The organism is Mesorhizobium qingshengii, assembly GCF_027563465.1.
Taxonomy (GTDB): Bacteria; Pseudomonadota; Alphaproteobacteria; order Rhizobiales; family Rhizobiaceae; genus Mesorhizobium; species Mesorhizobium qingshengii_A.
Map to the genome: position 1 here is coordinate 45,578 of NZ_JAPFQA010000016.1, position 19,813 is coordinate 65,390.

The window sequence follows — 19,813 nt, forward strand, 5'->3', positions numbered from 1 at the left end:
GATCGGTTCAGTGTCGATAGGGCGCGCTGAACCGCTTTGGCTGTCGGTTTTTTGTGCGCTTGCATTTTCAGGCCAGTCAATCGGTGCGCCGGGAAACTTGCCGTTTGCCGGAATTGACAGATGCTTTCCAAGCCTGAAATCGACGATCGTGTTTCAAGTCGACCCGCCGGAGTGGTCATTCTCGGTGGGGCGCATGGGACGCTGGCGCTGGCCAGGAGCCTTGGTGCCCAGAAAGTGCCTGTCTGGCTGGTGAGCGCCGATACCCCTTTGCCGCGTTTTTCGCGTTATGCTCATCGACAGATGACGTGGCCCGGCCCCGATGATCGTGGCGCGGTTGCCTTCCTGCTCGATCTGGCCGCCACCCAGGGACTGGACGGCTTTCTTCTGATCCCTGGCGGTGATCCTGAAGTTCGGCTGGTGTCGCAATCCATCGACCAATTGTCTGGTGTCTTCGACGTGATGCTGCCACCATGGGAGCAGCTGAAATGGGTTTGCGAAAAACCGCTTCTGTATCGCCGGGCCCGGGAACTGGCGGTCGCCATTCCGTTGACGCACGAGTTCGCTTCGCTTCAGCAGGCAACGGCCGCCGAGCTTCGCTTTCCTGTCGTCCTGAAGCCGAACATGGGCGGGAGCAGCCGTTTTGCTCGCGCGAAAGCCATTCTGGCCAACGACCAGGCGTCGTTTTTGACAGCCTTCGGATGGGCTGCCGAAGAGATCGGCATGGAGAATGTCGTCGTTCAGGAAATGATACCGGGGGGAGGAGAAAGCCAGTTTTCCTATGCGGCGCTCTGGAACCGGGGAGCACCGGTGGCGGAATTTACCGCCCGCCGGACACGGCAATATCCGGTCGACTTCGGCTATACCAGCACGTTCGTGGAGGTTGTCGACGAACCGCAACTGATCGATGCCGCACGCCGGCTGCTTGGATCGATCGCACATCACGGATTGGTGGAGGTCGAATTCAAACGCGATCCCCGCGATGGTTCGATGAAGGTACTCGACGTCAATCCGCGGCCCTGGACATGGTTCGGGCTCGCCGCCGCCGCGGGCGTCGATCTCGGCGCCATGCTTTGGGCAATCAAGTCCGGCCACACGGTAGAGACAGCCTCGGCGCGGCCCAATACGTCCTGGATGTATCTGGTTCGGGATATGGTGGCGGCCGGCAAGTTGATCTCACGCGGCCGGCTGACAAAGAGAGCTTATTTGCGCTCGTTCGCCTCGGTGCGAGCATGGGCGACATTCGCGGCAAGCGATCCCATGCCGGGCCTTATCGACATACCATTGACTGTCTGGAGAGTGCTGACGAGGCGGATACTTCGTAACCTGTGAAAACAATTAACTGATAGTGCCAGTTAATCTGCCGGCCCTGCAGCAGGACCCGTTCTATTTCCGCATTCTTAACCTGGGATTGTTTAGGACGGTGACGTGCCTGAGTGAACTCCCGGTCGAGATCAGGCCGCCAGAAACCAGATCCGCGAGACCAACTGACATGACCGCTTCCATGCCCAGGACTGATTGCGAGGTGGCCGTGATCGGCGCTGGACCCTTTGGGCTGGCCGTTGCAGCCGCCCTCAAGGCAGCGCGCGTCGAAACGCTTGCTCTTGGCGGCGCAATGTCCTTCTGGCGCGATCATATGCCAAGGGGCATGAGGCTGCGCTCACCCTGGCACGCGACCTATATCGGCCACACGAACGGTCCGCTCTCGCTCGATTCCTATGCAGGAATCCTCGGGATATCGCCGCGCGAACCGCTGTTGCTCGAGAACTTCGTCGACTATGGACTGTGGATCCAGGCACAGACGGTTCCGGATCTGGATACGCGGATGGTAAGTCGCGTCGAGGCGGCGAACGGAGGATTTCGTCTCGCCCTGGCCGATGGAGATGCCGTTCATGCGCGTCGCGTCGTCATCGCCACCGGCCTGATGAACCAGCAGATGATACCCGCCGTCTTCAACGGATTGCCCGGCGAACTGGTCAGCCATGCCAGCGAGCATGCCGGCTACGAGGCGTTTCGCGGCAAGCGCGTCGCTGTCGTCGGGCGCGGGCAGAGTGCCTGCGAATCCGCTGTGTTGCTCAAGCGAAGCGGGGCGGATGTCGAACTCGTCTGCCATGGCGACATCCATTGGCTGGGCTATCGAGCGCTGTCGGGAAAGCAAGGCTGGAGTTTACGCGACTTCGCTTCGGAGCGTCTTGCGTCTCCCTCCAGGGTCGGCCCGTTCCCACTGTCCTGGCTGGTCGAAGTTCCGGGCTTCGTGCACCGTTTTCCGGAGGCGGCCCGGGCCGGGCTCAACAAGCGCAGTCTTGGGGCCGGCGCGTCAGGCTGGCTGAAGCCGGACTTCGACGGAATAAAGGTCAATGCCGGTAGCAGGATTGTTGGCGCCGCCGCCAAGGGGCACGCCATTGAACTGCGGTTCGAGAAGGATGCCGCCACCTTCGATCACGTGCTGCTCGGCACCGGCTACCAGATCGATATTGCCAGGCTCGGATTGTTCGCGCCCGATATGCTTGCCGCGATTGCGCGCCGGGAAGGGGCTCCCGTGCTCTCGGGGGGGTTCGAGGCGAGCATTCCAGGCCTGCATTTCGTCGGCGCGAGCGCGGTCGGCAGTTTCGGCCCGCTGATGCGTTTCACCGCCGGCACGCCATACGCGGCCCGAACCGTCACGCGTTTCGTCCGGAAGGCCGGAGGCAGGAACTATGCCGCGGGCCGGAATTGAAAGACCGCATAGTCGACGGTTCGGATCGCATCGAGGAAGTGAGGCATCGGCGGCACGGGAAGTTCCGTGAAAATGCCGGCCTCGCGGATCGCGGGCCTCGCCCAATCGATGGCGCGGTGGCTTGAGCTTCCGTAGACGATGAAACAGTCCCGCGGCTGCCGTTCGAGCGACGACACGAGATTTTTCAGCACGATGTCGAAAACATCCTTTGAAAAGGGATTGTAGAAATAGACCACCAGAGGCGCTTCGGGAAATTCGTAAGCTGCCGCATCCGCCTCGACGACACCAAGCGCCCTGCATTTCTGCGACGGATCCCTGAAGCGCTCGATGTTGTTTCTGGCGATTTCCACCAGCTCGCGCGCGAACTCGACGCCGATGATGCTCGCGAATGGATATCGCGACGCCAGCAGCAGTGTTCGCGACTTTCCAGAGCCGATGTCGATGAACGTGTGGTCCTGGAGATCGCGGGGCAGCGACCGCATGATGAAATCAAAGGTTCTGGGCGACGTGCAGACGGCTTCGTTGCCCTTGCCGCGATGCGGCCCGACGACATCCAGCGCGCCGAGCTGGATCGAGCCGGCGGTGTCGACGCCGTGCTGGCGATCCCATTTTCGCGCGAGAAGGTCGGCGAGGATATAACGGAGATTTCGCAGGACAAAGCCAACGCTTGCGCCGAGCCCATGCCGGCGGACGAGCCTGATCGGCTCCAGCAGACCCCGCTGACGGATATGGGACCATGCCCTGCCAAAACGGCCATACGAGCGGTCTTCGAGGCCATCCCGATCCAGGCGACGCGTCTCGAGATTTGCCATGCAACGGGCTCCATCCCAGCCGATGAACATCGTTCGGGATACTTGCACCGTGGTCCTTTAAGATTCCCTGACCAGTGAAGCTACGAATGTCAGTACCGGATCATCGGGTTCATGGATCGCGGGGCGGTGCATGGGTTGGCACACCCTGATGATCGATCTCAGGCATCCGCGACCGGCGCCTTTGCCTGCGGGGAACGCTTTCGGCGCCCGCCGCTGATCTCCCACCTCTTGTGGAACCACATCCACTGACCAGGGTCTTCGCGCACCCAGCGTTCGACCACGTCGTTGAGAAGCTGGGTGGTAGCGTGGACGTCGACGCTGCCGTCGGCGATGCGCGGCAATGTCAATTTGTCCTCGATCTCGAGCCGGAAGCGGTTGCCCGGCAGCCTGACGCAGCGTGCCGGATAGACGTCGCAGTCGTAGTGACGGGCAAGGGTGCCCAGCACCCGGTTGCTCTGGCAGGGACGGCCGAAGAATGTCGTGTCCAGGCCATTGGAGAATTTCTGGTCGACAAGGACGCCGATGTTGCCGCCGTTTTCCAGCACCCCCGCCAACGCAAACGAAGCGCCGGCCATCGATGGCAGCAGCGCTCCCATGGTCGAGCGGCGCGTCGACAGGATATAGTCGGCAAGGTAGGGGTTGTTGGGCGGCCGAAACAGCGCCGTGATGTTCATGCCGAAGGTCGCCGCCGCCACCGGCAGCAGCTCGAAATTGCCAAGATGGCCGGTGAAGACGATATGCGGCTGCTTTTCGGCCGCGATCTCGGTGAAGTGCTCTACTCCCTTGACCTCGACGCGGCCGGGCTTGATGGCGGCGGGGTCATAGTCGAAAAGGGCATCGAGGAAGATGTATTCGGCGGCGAGCCGGGCCATGTTGCCCCACATGTCTGAGGCGATGGCCTGCACCTCATCCTCGCTCTTTTCCGGATAGGCTTTGCGCAGATTGTCGACGGCGACCTGATGGCGCCCCACCATGGGGCCGACACGGCGGGCGACCCGGTCGGCGAAATTCAGTGCGCTATCGACCGGCAGCAGTCGCAGCATCGAGATGATCATCATCGCCGCGCGCGCAACCAGCCAATAGTTCAACTGGCGCAATTGCCTGCCGTAGCGATACCTCAAGTCCCGGCGAAGCTTCTTGAACACAGAGGTCAAGGCTTTAGCCGACGCGCAGGATGATCTTGCCGAACACGTCCCGGCCTTCCATGCGCTTCAGCGCGGCATCGATGTCGTTGAAGCCGACTTCGGTGTCGATGACCGGTGCAACCTGTCCCGCCGCCATCTTCTGCATGGCGTTGGCCATGTTCTCCATGCGGCAGCCGAAGGAACCGAGCAGTTTCAACTGCTGCTGGAACAACTGCATCAGGTTGATCTGCGTCGATACGCCCGAGGTCGAACCGCAGGTCACCAGCCGGCCGCCGCGCTTCAGGCACAGCATCGAGCCGGCAAAGGTGTCGGCGCCGACATGTTCGAACACGACGTCGACGCCCTTCTTCTTCGTCAGCTTGCGCACGACACCTTCGAAACGGTCTTCCCGATAGTTGATCACATGGTCGGCGCCGAGCGCCTTGGCCTTGTCGATCTTGTCGTTCGAGCCGACAGTGGTGATGATCGTGCAGCCCATCCGCTTCGCCAGCTGGATGGCCGCCGAGCCGATGCCGGATCCGCCGGCATGGACAAGGATCGTCTCGCCGGGCTGAAGCCTGGCATTGTCGAACAGCATGTGCTCGACCGTGCCGAAGGTGACGGGCGCCACCGCGGCGCCGATATCGGTCACGCCGGGCGGCGCGGGGACGAGCAGGCGCGCCGGCAGGTTGATCTTTTCCTGCGCGAAGCCGTCGAGATGGAAGCCGTGAACGCCCGAAACATGTTCGCAAAGATTGTCGCGGCCTTCGCGACAGGCCCGGCAAAGGCCGCAGGTGCGGGCGCCATAGATCGAAACCAATTGTCCGGGCAGGAGGCCGGAAACGCCGGAACCGACCGCCTCGACCTCACCGGAGGCCTCGGCGCCGACGACCAGCGGCAGCTTGCGCTTGGCGAAGGCCATGCCGCGCCAGCCCCAGACGTCGATGTGGTTCAGCGCCACCGCCTTGATGCGCAGCGTGACTTCGCCGAGTGCGGGCGGCGGCGGGGGCGGCAGGTCCACCGTTTCAAGGCGGCGGTCCTCGATGAGTTGCAGTGCGCGCATGGAGCCCGTCGGTTCTGTTGAGCGGAAAGCGCTCGCTTAGACCGGTTCCCGCGCCATGACAAGGCAAGTGTTCTGGCCACCAAAGCCGAAGGAGTTCGACAGGACAGTGCGAACCTCGGCGTTGCGCTTCTTGTTCGGCACAACGTCGAGCACGATCGCCGGGTCAGGATTGTCGTAGTTGATGGTCGGCGGAATGACGCTTTCGCGCATGGTCATCAGCGAGAACGCGGCCTCGACAGCTCCGGCCGCCGACAGCGTGTGGCCGATCATCGACTTGTTCGACGAAACCGGCATGGAGCTTATGCGTTCGCCGAACACGGTCGATAGCGCCAGATGTTCCATCTTGTCGTTCTCCGGCGTCGACGTGCCGTGGGCATTGACATAGTCGATCTTGTCTTCACCCAGGCCGGCATCGGCAAGCGCGGCGCGAACCGCGGCGATGGCCGGCGAAGCGTCCGGCTTCGAGCGAGTGCGGTGGAAGTCGTCGGCCTTCTCGCCGCAACCGCCCAGGATGCCGAGGACAGTCGCTCCGCGAGCCAATGCCGCTTCAAGCGATTCCAACACCAGCGCCCCGGATCCCTCGGCCAACACGAAGCCGTCGCGATCCCTGGAGAAAGGCTTCGATGCCTTTTCGGGGATTTCGTTGTGCGTGGAGAGCGCCGAAAGCAATGAGAAACGGATCAATGCCTCGGCGGTCGCAGAACCGTCGGCGCCGATCGACAGCGCACGGTCGCATTCGCCGCGTCGGATCGCCTCGACACCGAGCTGGATCGCGGTGGCACCCGAAGCGCAAGCCGTCGACAGCGTGATCGGCAGACCGCGTGTGCCAAGGCGGTCGGCAAGCCGGTCGGCGATCGAACCGAACTGGGTGGTCTCGAAAATATCCAGCTCTTTCAAGCTGCGCGCCACCCGCAGCAGCCTTTCGGCGGCGGTGTGATCCTTGTCCTTGTCGGAATTGTAGAGCGAGAAGCGCTCGGCCCAGTCGAGTTCGACCGGCGGCGATGCGAGGAAGAGCGGTCCGCCGAAATCGCTGGAATCAAGACCGGCTTCGGCCACCGCTTCGAGGCCCGCAAGCTCGGCCAACTCGTAGGTAAGTGGGCTGGCACCTTTCGAACTCGACGCCAGGAAGTCGACCATGCCGGAGATACGGGTGTTGAGATGATCGACCGGGAAGCGGGTGATCGGGTGAATTCCCGACTTGCCCGAAGTCAGCGCCGCCCAATTGTCGGTTTTGCCGACACCAAGGGAGGTCACCACGCCGATGCCGGTGACGGCGACGATCGGCCTGCCCATGTGATCGTTCAGATTGGCCATCCGGTAGCCCTCGAGCGTTATCGTTGCAGGATGGAGCGTGAAGCGCCGCCTCAGGCGGCGTTGACCAGCGCCATGCCCTCGAATTGGTGATAGCCGATCGCCGTTGCAAGTACGGTTGCGGGAACGCCTTCGAACGGCTTCTCGGCAGCGGCATCAAAAACAGGGTAAGCGGCCTTGCGGTCGACAGCCAGTGCAGCCAGCGCCACGGCGAAGGGAAACTGCGCTTCCTTCATGTGTCCGGTCAGCGTCGAGAAGCCGCGCGTGGCGATCGCCGGATTGGCATCGAGCGCTGCTTTCTCCGCGGTGGTTGCCACATGAGCGCCCGACGCGCCTGAGACGGCAAGCAGTTTGCCGTTCGGCAATGCCACCTGCTTGAGCAACGTGGCGATCTCGGCGTCGAGTTCTCCCTGCCGCCGCCTGGCGCGGCCGGAGACGACCGGCCCGAGTTCGGCATAGATCTTGCGCCCCCGGCTTGTCGCGTGTTCGCGCTGTTCGAGCACCAGGAAGGCGGCGCCGGAGCCTGACACCACGCCGCCACCTTGGGAGTCCTGTCTTTGCCAGACCGGCTTCCACGGGCCACGATGCAGGTAGCCGGCAAGTTCGTAGCCGAGCAGCATGTCGGAATGTTCGGTCTGGAAGGCGCCGCCGACCAGGATGTGCGTCGACTGGCCGGAGCGGATGCGCGCAGCGGCCGTCTCGACGGCGGCGACACCTGCACCTTCCTCGCCCATGAAGGTCCGCGACGACCCCGTCACCTTGTGGACGATGGAGATGTTGCCGGCGAGCAGGTTGGAGAGCTGGGCCAGGAAAAGCGTCGGCCGCAGTTCGGTGGTCAGTTTCTCGTTGAGCAGCACGTCGCGGTCGTTGCGGCTTTCCGAGGCTGCGAGAATGGCGGCATCGACCGCCTCGTCACGCTCGCCGCCACCGGCGGCCACCACCATGTCCATGGTCGTGCAGAGCTCGTCATTGCCTTTTATGCCGGCGTCGTCCAGCGCAAGGCCGGCGGCATAGGTGCCGAGCCGCTGCCAGGTTTCCATCTGCCGCTGGTCGCCGCGCTTGGCGATCTGCAGGTTCCAGTCGATCTCCGGCAGCGGATGGACGGTGTAGGGCGCGAACCGCGCGGCTTCGAGCACCGGCTGCAGGCCCGGCTGCACGAGCTTTTGCCAGTGGGCGTCAGGACCTTCTCCCAGCGAGGAAACAAGGCCGATACCAGTGATGACGACGTCGCGGGGGCTGCTCATGGGCGGCTTTGTGGGTCAGGCGGTGGAGCGCGTCAAGATCGCGCTCGACTGACGTCAGACGTTCTTGGCGGCGACCAGCGCGTCGATCTTGGCGCACAGGTTCTTCATGACGAAGTAGTCGTCTGTCGAAGCCTTGCCGTCATTGACCTCCTGGGTCCACTTTTCCAGCGGCACCTTGATGCCGAATTCCTTGTCGATCGCGAAGACGATGTCGAGGAAATCGAGGCTGTCGATGCCGAGATCGTCGATCGTGTGGCTCTCGGGGGTTATGGTGTCGATATCGATCTCGCTGGTATCGGCAATGATCTTGGCGACTTTGTCGAACGTGGTGGACAACGGCTTTTCCTTTGGTTGCGGGCGGAATCTGTCCGCATGTGTTTGGGCGCTGTCTAATCGGTTTTTCCCGGCAGGAAAAGGCCTGATAAGCCGGGCACAGATGGGTAGGCTGCCCAAGAAACGCAAGAAGGGCCGCCGGTCAAGCCGGCGGCCCTTCCCATTACGTCACGTTAGTCTCTGTTTCGATGCCTGTCGTTTTCCCAAAACCGGAACCACTTTTGGGCGACATGCATCAGTTGTCGCGGAGCTTGACGAGGTCGTTCAGCAGTCCGCCCGTTCCGTTGTGGACGGTCAGCCGCTCGACCTTGCCGGCGATGGTCTCCAGAGCCTCGAGCTCCTTCAGGCGCAGCATCACCGGGTTCTCCGCCATCACCCTGGCCGTGTTGAGCAGCGAACGCGTGGCGTTCGTCTCCTCGCGGCGGCGGATGATGTTGGCCTCGGCCTGCTTTTCGGCCGACACCACCTGGTTGAGGATCTCGCGCATCTCGCCCGGCAGGATGACATCCTTGAGCGCGATATCGCTGACTTCGACCCCGATCTCGGCCATGTCGGCACGGACCTTGGCCGCCGCCTCCTCGTCGACCGTCACCTTCTTTTCAAGGATCTGGTCGAGCGTCAGCGCGCCCAGCGTCTTGCGGAAGGCGTACTGCAGGGCGCGGTAGAGGGCTTCGGAGAAGTCCTTCACGGCGCTCACCGCCTTGACCGGGTCGACGACCCGGTATTCGGCGGCGATGTTGACGCGGATCGTGACGCGATCCTTGGTCAGCACTTCCTGCCCGGCGACATCGAGCGACTGGCGCTTGAGGTCGACGACCTTGACCTGCACCATGCGTCCGACGTTCCAGAAGCCATGCACGCCCGCGGCGAGCGTCCGCACCAGGACACCGTCGACGAACAACAGCCCGGCCTGACCGTCGACGACCGGATGGACGGACATCAATTCCGCCTTCCGGGCCTGGCCGAGCCGGCGCATGACCGCCGGATCGATAGCGAGATCGGCCGACGTGTCGATCACCGTTACCTTCCACGGGCCGGCATCCGTCCACAGCACGAGCTTGCGGTCGGGCGCCAGCACGGCATGGAGGTTGCCGTCACGCTCGATGACGGCGACGTCCGTGCGTCCGGTGCGAACGACGGTGAAATGACGCGCGGCCACATCCGGGAGCTTGTCGAACAACGCCTTCTCGTATGCCGAAACGAATTCCGGGTTCTTCAGATCGTGCCGCGACACTTCAAGGCTCCCGCGCCGGTTGGCGAGCCAGTGCTCGCCCGGCGTCAGGACAGCCTTGATCTCACCCTTGTAGAGGGTGAGGGCACGTTCGTTTTCCCTTACGAGGACGCGCTCGCGTCCAAGAACCTTCTCGAGAACAGTCATTGTCTTACTCCTGTCGGGCATGGCCCCATGCGAGGCGTCACGTCATGCGTCGATCTTCCCTTCGTTTCTCGTTTCACGTCGTCATGGTCCGGACACGAATGATCCGGGGACTGGTGGCATCAATCCGTGGCGGGCCTTCGGGAGCGGGTCGCGGGGCAGCGAAGCGGGCGCCGGAGGTCTTGGCCTCCCTTGCCGGCGACGCTGCGCCTTGACCGTCACCGCGGGCCGGGCCGCGAGCCGATGGCGTCAGACCTTTCGATACGGCCTTGGCCCGAAGGCTTCGGTCGTTCCGTCCGGTCTTCCGCATTCCAGTCCCCGGACCGTTTTTCAGATAACACCGTGGCAGGGTGCTGGCTTATCAGGCCAATGGAGAAGGATTCGAACCTTCGACAATCAGAACCTAAATCTGATGCTCTACCAAACTGAGCTATCCGTGGTGCAGACAGCAGGAATCGAACCTGCGACCTCCGGACCCAAATCCGGCGCTCTACCCCTGAGCTACATCCGCGATCCCAATCCCCAAAGCGGCGCCGTATACAGGGCGGCAAAGCCGCCTGCACGGGCGGAGACGAAAGCTCCAACCGTTGTGCTCACTTCGGTTCTCGTGACCGGGAGCGCGGCTATAGAGCCTGCGACGGGTTGTCGCAAGCGGCATTGTCGCGGCGAATTTGCGGCTTCTTTCGGCTGTGGCATTTCGGCAACACTGCTGGCGATGCCGGGCCTTCAGAACGTCACGCGGCCGAGCACGCGCAGGCCGTCGCCTTGTGGCTCGACGACCACCGCTTCGCCCTCGCGCGGCGCGACGCCGGTCAGCGCGACAATATTTTCGAGATGAGTGACCATGACCAGGTTGTCGGAGCCGGAATAACCGCGGATCTCGGTCATGATGGCGGCGATCTGGGCGGCTTTCTCCTTCTCGTCGGTTTTCAGGAGATCGAGCGGCGCGAAGGGCTTCGGTTCGGCCTCGAAGGCGATGCGGGCAGTGTCGAGGCAGCGGCAATAGCGGCTGGACAGCACGCGATCGATGGGCGCGGCGCGGGCGGCGAACAAGGCGCCGATCTTGCTCGCCTGCTGCTTGCCGCGCGCCGACAGGTTGATCTGGGTGGCACAGCTGTCGATGTCGAAATTGGCCGGATCGGTGGTGCCGGTGACCATGGCATGGCGCAGCAACACGACATGGCCGCCGTCACGCAGCAGCGCCCAGCCGGCGTCCGTCGCGTGGGCTGCAAAAGGGAAGACGAACACAAGCAGCGCCAGCGCAAATCGAATCATCAGCTATCCTTTTCCGGTTCCCGGCAATGGGTTCCGGTGACAGGACATATAGGGACCGCAAAGCCAGTCGAAAGACAAGGCGCGGTCGGGTGGAGCCCTACTTCTTGGCCATCTGCTTCTTCACCAGATCGATCTTCTGGTCGGTGAGTGGGATCGGGATCGTGTAGCCGGCTTCGGTGAAACCCTGCTTGGCGTTCTCGAAGAACTCGATCGCCCTTTGATATTCGGGCTTGCCGCCGCCATAGCTGGCGCGGTTCCAGTGGATGTCGCCGAGATTGTTCTGTTCGAAGGCCCACTGCATGGGCTGGCTTTCGCGGGTGAAAACCTTCAGCGCCGCCGTGAAGGCGGCCTCGGCATCGCCAAGATATTTGTCGGTCCGTTCGAGATTGCCAAGATTGAGCAGGCTCATGCCGATGCCGTTCTGGGCGTTGGCCCAGTCGATGGGTGCAGCCTCGAAGGTCAGCACTTCAAGTGCCGCCCGACGCGCCGCGACGGAATCGGCCAGGGTCTTGGGATCGGCATTGCTCATGCTCAGCCAGTGCAGCGCCGAGCCGAGGCCCGCCTCGCTCAGCGCCCATTGCCGCGGGTTCGTCTCCCGCTTGTATTCGCGCAACGCATCGCGATAGGCGTTGACCGCTTCGCTGTAGCGTTCCGGCTTGTCCGACAGGCCGCCAAGAAGCTGCAGCGTGTTGCCGAGATTGTAGTGGCTCATTGCCCAGTCGAGGGGGAATGCCCTTCTGGTGTAAACCCGGCGCGCCGCCTGAAATGCGGCGGCCGACTCCTCGAGTCTGGCCGGGTCGCGCGTGCGCTGGCCCAGCGTCTGGTAGATCGAACCGAGATTGTTCTGGGCCGACGCCCAGTCCATTGGAAAACGCTGCCGGGTGAACACCGTCAATGCGTCGCCATAGGCCGTCGCGGCCTCCTCGAGCGCGCTTGTGCCCATGTCGAAGCGGGCGACACCGCTTAGCGCATTGCCGAGGTTGAGCCGGCTGGTCGCCCACGACACCGGGAAGGTTTCCCTGGTTCGCACCTGAAGCGCGGCGCGGAAGGCGTCGGCCGCCTCGTTGATCTTCGCCTTGTCGTTGAGCTGAATGCCGAGCGATACAAGCGTGTTGCCGAGATTGTTCTCGACCATCGCCCACTCCACCGGCGCCTTTTCGCGCGTGTATTCCTCGAGCGCCAGCCGGTAGGCCGCTTCCGCTTGTGTCAGATGCTCGCCGGCGGGCTCACGCTCGGAAAGCGCGTAGAGCGCGATACCAAGATTCATCTGCGAGGCCGCCCAGTCGAGTGGTACCTTGTCGCGTGGCCGCTTCTCCAGCGTGGCGCGCATTGCCGTCACCGCCTCATTCAATCGCTTCGGGTCGCTCTGCCGTTCGCCGAGCTTCAACAGCACATTGGCCAGATTGTTCTGCGCGGCGGCCCAGTTGAGGTCGTCCTTCTCGCGCTCGAAGACGACAAGCGAATCGCGAAAGATCCGAGCCGCTTCCTCGAGGTGCGCCGTTTCGGTCTCGCGTTCGCCGATCGTCTGCAGCACCACCGCCATGTTGTTGCGGGTGATCGCCCAGTCGCGGTTCTGTTCGCCATTGGGGATGAAGTTCAGGATGATGCGGTAGGCGTCGATGGAACGCTGCAGTGCGTCCAGGTCGCCGGTCGCATAGCCGTAGGCGTTCAGCGCCTCGGCTTCCTGGTTCTTGTAGTTCCAGCGCAGCTTGTCATCCCACTTCTCGACCAGCGAAAACGCCTTGGCGTAGTCGTTGGCGGCGGCCTTGTGGTCGAAGGCCAGCGCCGAGGCATCGGCCCGCCTGGCGTAGATCGCGGCATCGGCAAGGCGCTTCTGCTTGACCAACGCCTCGGCCTCGTCGACCGCGTTGCCGGTCTTCTCGACCCGGCCGACGGCCTCATCGAGGAACTTGCGCGCCGTCGCGATCGCGCCCTGGCCGATGGCCTTGTCGGCGGAGGCAACCAGGCGCCTGATCTCCGGATCGTCGGTGCGCAGCGCGGCACGCTCGGACATCATCTTCTTCAGGCGCTCGGCCTGGGCACCCAGCAGCTTTTGCAGATCGGTCGGATCCTCCGGCATCTTTTCAGTGCCCAGCGCCTTGAGCACGCCATAGAGTGCGTCGAGCTGCACGCCGTCCTGCAGCGAGGCCAGCTCCACTTGCGCCCGTTTCGGGCCGGGCAGGTCGGAGATGGTCAACAGCAGCTGCCGCCTTTCGCCGGTGATCAGCCCGTCGTCGCCGGTCGGTTCGGGTGGCGCGATGCCGAAATAGAGCAGCCGGCGCAGGCTCTCATTGACCCAAGGACGCTGCTTTGCCTTGGTGTCGAGATAGACTTCCTCGGTGACCATGCGCATGACCGAGCCGAATTCCGTGCCTTTCATCGCCGCGAGATGGCGCAGCAGCGCCGCCGCGTACGGGCTGTTCTCGCCGGCGGCGCCATCGAGCGCCGGGCGGCCCGGCTCGGCGGCAAAGCCGACCACGGTGCCGAGGCTTTCGTCCGTCGCAGGCGTGTTTTCGAGGGCTTTGGCGCCGCGCACCGGCTCCAGTCCGCCAGCACCAACGGGCGAAGCCGAAGCGGTTGGTGCGCGCCGTACCTGGGCATCCGGCGGAAACGGGTTGGTGCGGCAGGCATCGAGCAGCATGATCGTCACCGGCACGGTCATTTTCAACGCGTCCATGACGATGGAAATCGGCACCAGCGCCTGGTCGGCGTCTTTCAGCGATGAAACGTTGGCATCGACCGGCACCAGATAGTTCTCGCCGCCGGCCTCGATGCCGTGGCCGGAATAATAGATGAAGGCGACGTCGGCACCTTCGGCATCCTCCGTGAAACGCTCCAGGTCGCGCTTCAGCTTCGCGGCATCACGATCGGTGACGCTGCGGGCGTCGAAGCCGAGATCGGTCAGCATCTTGGCCATGTCGCGGGCGTCGTTGGCCGGGTTGGGAAGGGCGGCGATGTGTTCGTATTTCGACTGACCGATGATCAGCGCCACGCCCTTGAGGTTCTTCGTCTCGGCGGCCTGAAGTGTCGTCGCGGCAAGGCAAAACAGCACGGCGACGAAAGCCGTGAGCCACGTCTGCTGGAAAGGATGCTGTTTTGAGGTTTCGACAAAAGTCATTTGTCGTTTCGTGTCCGCCCTGAAGATCGCAGGCCCTCTATAACGCTGCCAGCCTACCATGATCAAATTCGGGCATGATCAAATTCGGGCATGATCAAATTCGGGCGCGATTGCGCCGCGACCGTGGCTCGCCTATCCCTGAAAAATGTCTCCGCTCACCGGGGCTATGCGCCAGACTACAAGGGGCCAAGAGGGGCAATCTCAAGATTGGAACGTCGCGACAAGCCATTGATTAGCCTTTAAGTTTCCATTCTGTTGCCTTTTGGCCCGTCTTGGCCTATGCCTTACCGAAATTAGGAAAGGAATTAGGAAAGACAAATGGCGCGCTATAAGCTGACTGCCGGAATGGTGAAGGCTGCGAAGGGGAGTTTAGGCGACGGTGGCGGCCTATGGTTGATGCCGCGGGGCGAAAAACAGTATTGGGTTTTCATATACCAGCGCCATGGTCGGCGGCGGGAAATGGGTCTCGGTCCATTGGAGGCTGTAAGCCTCGCCGACGCGCGCGACAAGGCCGATGAGGTTCGCAAGATTCTGCATGCTGGACGGGATCCATTTAGGGAGGCGTCGTTCCGGCAAGTCGATAATCGCGTTCCGACGTTCGGCGATTATGCGGATGAGTATATAAAGGACCACGCCTCACAATGGCGAGGCGGCAAGACGGAGATTGGATGGAAGTCGTCACTGGAGGTGCATGCCAAGGGCCTTCGAAAGCTACCCGTCAACGAGGTACGAAGGGCCGACGTCGTTCGCGTCATCAAGCCAATCTGGCACGCGAAGGCCGAGACAGCCAAGAAGACGCTGGATCGCATCGCTGCTGTGCTAGAACTTGCCACCGACATGGAACTGCGCACTGGCCCTAATCCCGCTCGTATGGATGCGAAGGCGCGCGAGAAGGCGCTGGGTACACAGGCTGCGGCAGGCAATCACGACTCGATGCCCTATGCGGACTTACCGAAGTTTTTTGCCAGCATCCCCGACAGTATGGCGGGCAGGGCGCTGCGCTTCCTGATCTTGAATGCGAATCGCACTGGCGAGGTCCGCTTCGCCGATTGGGCTGAGATCGACATGGAGGCCAGCGTGTGGACGATCCCCGCTACGAGGATGAAAGAGCCGCGCGAACATCGCATACCGCTGACCGACGCTGCCATTGCCGTTCTAGGCGAGGCTGGCGAGGGGCTTGTATTCAAGGGTGCACGGCGCGACCGACCGATCGGCGAAGTTGCGATGGCCAAGCTGCTAGCGAAGGAGGTTGGCAAGTACACAGTGCATGGTTTCCGCACATCGTTCAGGACGTGGGCTCAGGAGCATGGATATCCGGACGAGCTGGCAGAGCCGGCATTGGCGCACGAAAAGCGCAGCAAGGTGCAACGCGCTTATGCCCGCTCAGACGTTCTAGAAAGGCGTCGCGAGATGATGGAAGCTTGGTCTAGATATTGTGTAAGTGAGGCGCAATAGTCACAAGATAGGCCATAACGGGCCAATTGCATCTTGACATGAAATACTGTTCGGCATATTGTTGGGGCAAGTCGGCGCTTGTCGCCGCGACTCGCTTGTCCCGCCAAATCAAACGGCGGCCCTAACCCCAATCCTTCCATTTCAGTTTTGAAGCACGCTTTCGGCGTGTGTGGATTTCCGCGCCTCATGGTGTCGGATGCAACGGGGAATTTCAAAATGACAGCAAACGACAACAACCGCCTAATTGGGGTCCGTGAGGTGATGAAACGCACTTCGCTATCGCTCACCTTCATCAAACGCTTGCGCAAGGCAGACGATTTCCCGCGGGCGGTGCCACTTGGCGACAGGCGGATTGGATTCGTTGAGAGCGAAATCGGCGACTGGATCGCTGGCCGGATGGCAGCGAGGGCTGCAGCATGAAGCCCTATTCCGAAATGTCCCTCGCAGAACTCGACGCAGAGCTGGCAGCCATCCGCGCCGTGCAAGCCTGGCGCCGTGAGCAGCGGATGGCGTCCATTCGCCTTCCTGATGGTCGTGAACTCCCACGTATCCGCCACAGCAAGCCCCACGCCTGCTCGGATTGTGGCGTGGCAGACGGCGACCTTCACGCCGCGTGGTGCCAGCATGAGCCGTGCCCGTCATGCGGCGGCCAGCTTATTTCCTGCCTTTGCTTCGACGGCGAGGAGCGCGCCGCCTGATTTCAGCCCCTGCGGCCTAGCGTCAATTGTAACCCTGCCGGCAAGTGCCGCGGGCGCGTTCTCTCTTTTAGTGACTAAGAAACTTCCAAAACTGGGAACACCACACAGTGCAAATCTTAGCAATCCGACCGGAAGCGGGCGGACGAACCCTTGCACGCTTCGACCTTCAGTTGGTCGACGGCGTGCGACTCTACAATCTGAAGCTGACAGAGAAGGCGGACGGCCGGCGCCGTGTATTTGCGCCGTCTGCCTTCGGCTACCCGGCCGCAACCTTCACCACAGAAATTGCCGAACAAATCGTGCGTGCCGCAGGCGTCGCATTGGGAGAGAATCCGAGTGAACGTACCGCAGACTGAAATAGACCCTTATGACTTCTCTTGGAAAAACCTCTCGCGGATAACATCGACCGATAATCGCGCTGCTGACATAACCTGGCCCGACACCCCGGCCGGACAGCGGATGAAGGAACTTACTGAGCGCCTGCCGCTGGTGGATCCCGAGATCGATGCTGCCGCCAAACGTTTCGCCGCGAAGCCGCAGATTTCTGAAAAGGTGCTGGAGCGTCGAGAGCGGTACGCTGCGGAGGCAGAAGCCGAGGCGGAAGCTAAAGCTATTGCCGATACGAAAGCGCCAGTCACCAAGACCACCAGAAAGTCGATTGTCGCCACGCCATTCGAACTGCGCGACCCCGCAAGCCTGCCTGAGCGCGATTGGCTCTTTGGTCGCCATTATATCCGCAAGTACCTTACCTCTACGGTAGGCGCAGGCGGTGGTGGAAAGTCCGCGCATGCGGTTTCCGAGGCCCTGTCGATGGTTACCGGCCGGCCTCTTCTTGACCCTGAAGGACCGCTGACAAAAACGTTGCGTGTTTGGTACGTTAACGCGGAAGATCCGCAAGACGAGATCGACCGCCGTTTCCATGCTGCGGCAAAACACTTCAACGTTACCGCTGAGCATATTGGCGGCCGTCTCTACACCGACTCCGGTCGCGAGCAGGAGTTCGTAATAATGCGGCAGGAAGGACGCAACCTTGCCGTCTGCCAGCCACTAATCGACGAAATGGTGGCGGAAATCAAACGGCGAGAAATCGACGTCGTGATCATCGATCCGCTGGTATCAACGCACGAAGTTCCGGAAAACGACAATTCGGCGATGCAACGTGTGGCCAAGGCCTGGACCGAGGTTGCTGATAAAGCGAACTGTTGCGTCGAGGTCATCCACCACGTCGTTAAAAGCCAGAACGAAGTCACGGCCGACAGCGCGCGCGGCGGTGGGGCGTTGAAGGACAAGACCCGCGGCATGCGTGTCATCAATCCCATGACGGCGTCGGAGGCCGAGAAGGTCGGCATTGAAGGCCCGGACGGATATTTCAGGATCGACCAAAGCAAGGTGAATCTAGTCGCGTCCGGTCGGAGCCAGTGGCGCCGCTTTGCTTCCGTGCCGCTTGGAAACGGCACGATCTCTAACAAGACCGGCGACGAGATCGGCGTTGTTGAGTCGTGGCGCTGGCCTTCATCGAGCGCGTTAGCTGAGCGTGTGGCGGAAACTCGCCGCGCAGCCGTAGCAGACGTGCCCGAGGACATGCTTGCTGGATTGAAGGTTAGGCTACACGCGAGTCACTACAAGGAATCGGCGCAGGCCGGGAATTGGGCTGGTAAGTTGGTGGCTGAAATCTTTGGCCTCGATCCGAAAACTGACCGCGAGCAGATAAGGGCGATGCTTGCCGGATGGATAGATGCCGGCGAGTTGGAAATCGTCGACATCATGGACGCCTATAGGCACCTAAAACCGCACATAAAACCAACTGCGGCACTTTGAAAACGCGGTGCCGCAAAGAGGTGCCGCAAGTGACGCAAATACTGCGGCGCGGCACCTATACCCCTTGTGGGGATAGTGCCGCACGCTGCTGTGTGTAGAAAATCCAAGGTGCCGCAAATCGACGTAGTGCCGCACTTTTTCAACGAGGAGATTACCGAATGGAACAGATTGAAATGATACCCCTCACCAACCCGCTCGACGCCATCCACCCAACAAACGGCAAGAGCGTCCGAGTCGTCGGCATCGACCTGTCGAGTTCGTTCGGTCCCAAGATGATCGTTCTCGTCACCGACGTCCACGGCACGCATGTCGATCTTGTCGACAACGTGAAGAACCGCCGTCCTTCAGCTTAAATGGGAGAAGCCAATGACTGCGGCACGGACTGTCGAGACCAACGGCGAAACGGTTCAAATTCGCAGGCTCAGTTGGCCGGAATTCTGGAAGATCCGGCCAGACCGGCGACCGGCGAACGATAATAAGAAGCCGATCGACAAGGCTGCTTAAGAACTACCGTCCCGCACAGAGCGGAAACGGACTACCGGCCTGGCCGGCTCTCACATGGGATGACCACCCAATGACCAAGACCACTCGAAAAGAAATCCTTGCCGAAACTGACGCCTTCCTGAAGGCAAATCCGGAGGAGAAGCACGCCGCTGTCCGTATTCGCTACCGCGGCGGCCGGCCCGCCTGGAACTGGCTTAAGAAGCATGACGACAAGGGCGCCGCGGCTCTGTGGTTGGTAGCCAGAGAGCGCTTACCGCAAGCCGCGAACGATAATCTGCCGACTGAAGCCGGGTTGAACGTCGACCGGAGCCGTAAGGACGGAAGGCCGCGTGGCAAGAACCCGGATCCGCGTTCCCTGGATGCATACATCGCGCTGCCGTCTGTCCAACCGCGGCTAGGCGACCCCGATCCAGAGCCTGCTCGAACTGGTAACTGGGATGCTGTGTCGCGTGGAGTCACGATCAAACCGCAGCGGCAAGACTTCAAATTCAGCCCGCATTGCCGTTTCAGCTTCCATCCTCCGGAAATCGCGGAAGGCGCAAGCTTCCTCGGCTCCATAGGTGGTCTCGGCCAGCTTAAGATGGGCAAGCGCCGAGGTGATGTACGGCTCGCCGCATGTGCCGATCCAGCCAATCCACCGGCAGAAATCGGGACCGTCATTGAGGTCATCCTGTCAGGCGGCAACGTTGCCGAAGTCGGAAAGGCTTTCGGCGCGAAGGGCGGATATGCCGATCGCCGCGGAGGTACAGAACTGCTTGCTGCAGGCAGGTGGGCAAAGCTGGCGGTAGCGAATGACAACCGCCGAATCCTGGCAGCTTAGTGGCTGAGTGCCAAATCGTGGCCACGAAAACACTTTAGGGCAACAGCAACGAGTGGGGCGCTTCGGCGTCCCTTTCCGTTTGCACTTGCCGCCTCGTCATCGGCATGTGCAACCCGTCTTCGGCTCAGTAGGTCGGGCGGGACCAATTCC

General features: G+C 61.9%; 18 protein-coding genes and 2 tRNA genes. 9 read left to right on the forward strand and 11 right to left on the reverse strand.

Annotation, left to right across the window (positions count from 1 at the left end; genetic code table 11):
• The first annotated feature begins 234 nt into the window (after nt 1-234).
• Nucleotides 235-1,329, forward strand: a complete 1,095-nt coding sequence (locus OOJ09_RS25805) for an ATP-grasp domain-containing protein (RefSeq protein WP_269907895.1) — start codon at nt 235-237, stop codon at nt 1,327-1,329.
• 160 nt (nt 1,330-1,489) lie between these two features.
• Entirely contained in the window at nt 1,490-2,713 is a 1,224-nt protein-coding gene (locus OOJ09_RS25810) for a flavin-containing monooxygenase (RefSeq protein WP_269907896.1), read from the forward strand.
• Here the strand turns inward: OOJ09_RS25810 and OOJ09_RS25815 are convergent.
• From OOJ09_RS25815 to OOJ09_RS25865, 11 genes are all read right to left on the reverse strand, one after another.
• Complete coding sequence (locus tag OOJ09_RS25815; RefSeq protein WP_269907897.1) at nt 2,692-3,525, reverse strand: class I SAM-dependent methyltransferase; 834 nt, start codon at nt 3,523-3,525, stop codon at nt 2,692-2,694. The genes OOJ09_RS25810 and OOJ09_RS25815 overlap by 22 nt on opposite strands.
• Nucleotides 3,526-3,683: 158 nt before the next feature.
• Nucleotides 3,684-4,679, reverse strand: coding sequence for a lipid A biosynthesis lauroyl acyltransferase (locus OOJ09_RS25820; protein ID WP_420107545.1), 996 nt, complete (start codon nt 4,677-4,679; stop codon nt 3,684-3,686).
• A 4-nt stretch (nt 4,680-4,683) separates the two neighbouring features.
• Entirely contained in the window at nt 4,684-5,712 is a 1,029-nt protein-coding gene (locus tag OOJ09_RS25825; RefSeq protein WP_269907898.1) for a zinc-binding dehydrogenase, read from the reverse strand.
• Nucleotides 5,713-5,748: 36 nt separating this feature from the next.
• A complete protein-coding gene (locus OOJ09_RS25830; RefSeq protein ID WP_269907899.1) occupies nt 5,749-7,026 on the reverse strand; it encodes a beta-ketoacyl-ACP synthase in 1,278 nt (425 codons plus the stop codon).
• A gap of 50 nt (nt 7,027-7,076) precedes the next feature.
• Nucleotides 7,077-8,267 carry a beta-ketoacyl-ACP synthase gene (locus tag OOJ09_RS25835; RefSeq protein WP_269907900.1) on the reverse strand — a complete coding sequence of 397 codons (1,191 nt, stop codon included), beginning with the start codon at nt 8,265-8,267 and terminating at the stop codon, nt 7,077-7,079.
• Between the two features lie 54 nt (nt 8,268-8,321).
• On the reverse strand, nt 8,322-8,603 hold the full coding sequence (locus tag OOJ09_RS25840; RefSeq protein WP_224664507.1) for an acyl carrier protein: 282 nt from the start codon (nt 8,601-8,603) through the stop codon (nt 8,322-8,324).
• 232 nt (nt 8,604-8,835) lie between these two features.
• Nucleotides 8,836-9,978: a slipin family protein gene (locus OOJ09_RS25845; RefSeq protein WP_269907901.1), complete on the reverse strand. Its 1,143-nt coding sequence runs from the start codon at nt 9,976-9,978 to the stop codon at nt 8,836-8,838.
• 363 nt (nt 9,979-10,341) lie between these two features.
• Nucleotides 10,342-10,410: transfer RNA gene (locus tag OOJ09_RS25850), tRNA-Leu, on the reverse strand.
• 2 nt (nt 10,411-10,412) lie between these two features.
• A tRNA-OTHER gene (locus OOJ09_RS25855) sits at nt 10,413-10,486 on the reverse strand.
• A gap of 215 nt (nt 10,487-10,701) precedes the next feature.
• Complete coding sequence (locus OOJ09_RS25860; protein ID WP_269907902.1) at nt 10,702-11,250, reverse strand: histidine phosphatase family protein; 549 nt, start codon at nt 11,248-11,250, stop codon at nt 10,702-10,704.
• 97 nt (nt 11,251-11,347) lie between these two features.
• Nucleotides 11,348-14,368 (reverse strand): caspase family protein, encoded by a 3,021-nt coding sequence (locus OOJ09_RS25865; RefSeq protein ID WP_269907903.1) that lies wholly within the window; start codon nt 14,366-14,368, stop codon nt 11,348-11,350.
• Between the two features lie 318 nt (nt 14,369-14,686).
• Here OOJ09_RS25865 and OOJ09_RS25870 point away from each other — a divergent pair, with 318 nt between their 5' ends.
• From OOJ09_RS25870 to OOJ09_RS25900, 7 genes are all read left to right on the forward strand, one after another.
• Nucleotides 14,687-15,823: a tyrosine-type recombinase/integrase gene (locus OOJ09_RS25870; RefSeq protein ID WP_269907904.1), complete on the forward strand. Its 1,137-nt coding sequence runs from the start codon at nt 14,687-14,689 to the stop codon at nt 15,821-15,823.
• Nucleotides 15,824-16,039: 216 nt separating this feature from the next.
• Complete coding sequence (locus OOJ09_RS25875; RefSeq protein WP_269907905.1) at nt 16,040-16,243, forward strand: helix-turn-helix transcriptional regulator; 204 nt, start codon at nt 16,040-16,042, stop codon at nt 16,241-16,243.
• Complete coding sequence (locus tag OOJ09_RS25880; protein WP_269907906.1) at nt 16,240-16,521, forward strand: hypothetical protein; 282 nt, start codon at nt 16,240-16,242, stop codon at nt 16,519-16,521. Before OOJ09_RS25875 ends, OOJ09_RS25880 begins: the two co-directional genes overlap by 4 nt.
• 107 nt (nt 16,522-16,628) lie before the next feature.
• Nucleotides 16,629-16,877: a hypothetical protein gene (locus tag OOJ09_RS25885; protein WP_269907907.1), complete on the forward strand. Its 249-nt coding sequence runs from the start codon at nt 16,629-16,631 to the stop codon at nt 16,875-16,877.
• Nucleotides 16,858-18,339, forward strand: a complete 1,482-nt coding sequence (locus tag OOJ09_RS25890) for an AAA family ATPase (RefSeq protein ID WP_269907908.1) — start codon at nt 16,858-16,860, stop codon at nt 18,337-18,339. The genes OOJ09_RS25885 and OOJ09_RS25890 overlap by 20 nt, the downstream gene beginning before the upstream one ends.
• Before the next feature lie 158 nt (nt 18,340-18,497).
• Entirely contained in the window at nt 18,498-18,692 is a 195-nt protein-coding gene (locus tag OOJ09_RS25895) for a hypothetical protein (protein WP_269907909.1), read from the forward strand.
• Between the two features lie 221 nt (nt 18,693-18,913).
• Entirely contained in the window at nt 18,914-19,663 is a 750-nt protein-coding gene (locus OOJ09_RS25900; RefSeq protein ID WP_269907910.1) for a hypothetical protein, read from the forward strand.
• Nucleotides 19,664-19,813 lie beyond the last annotated feature (150 nt).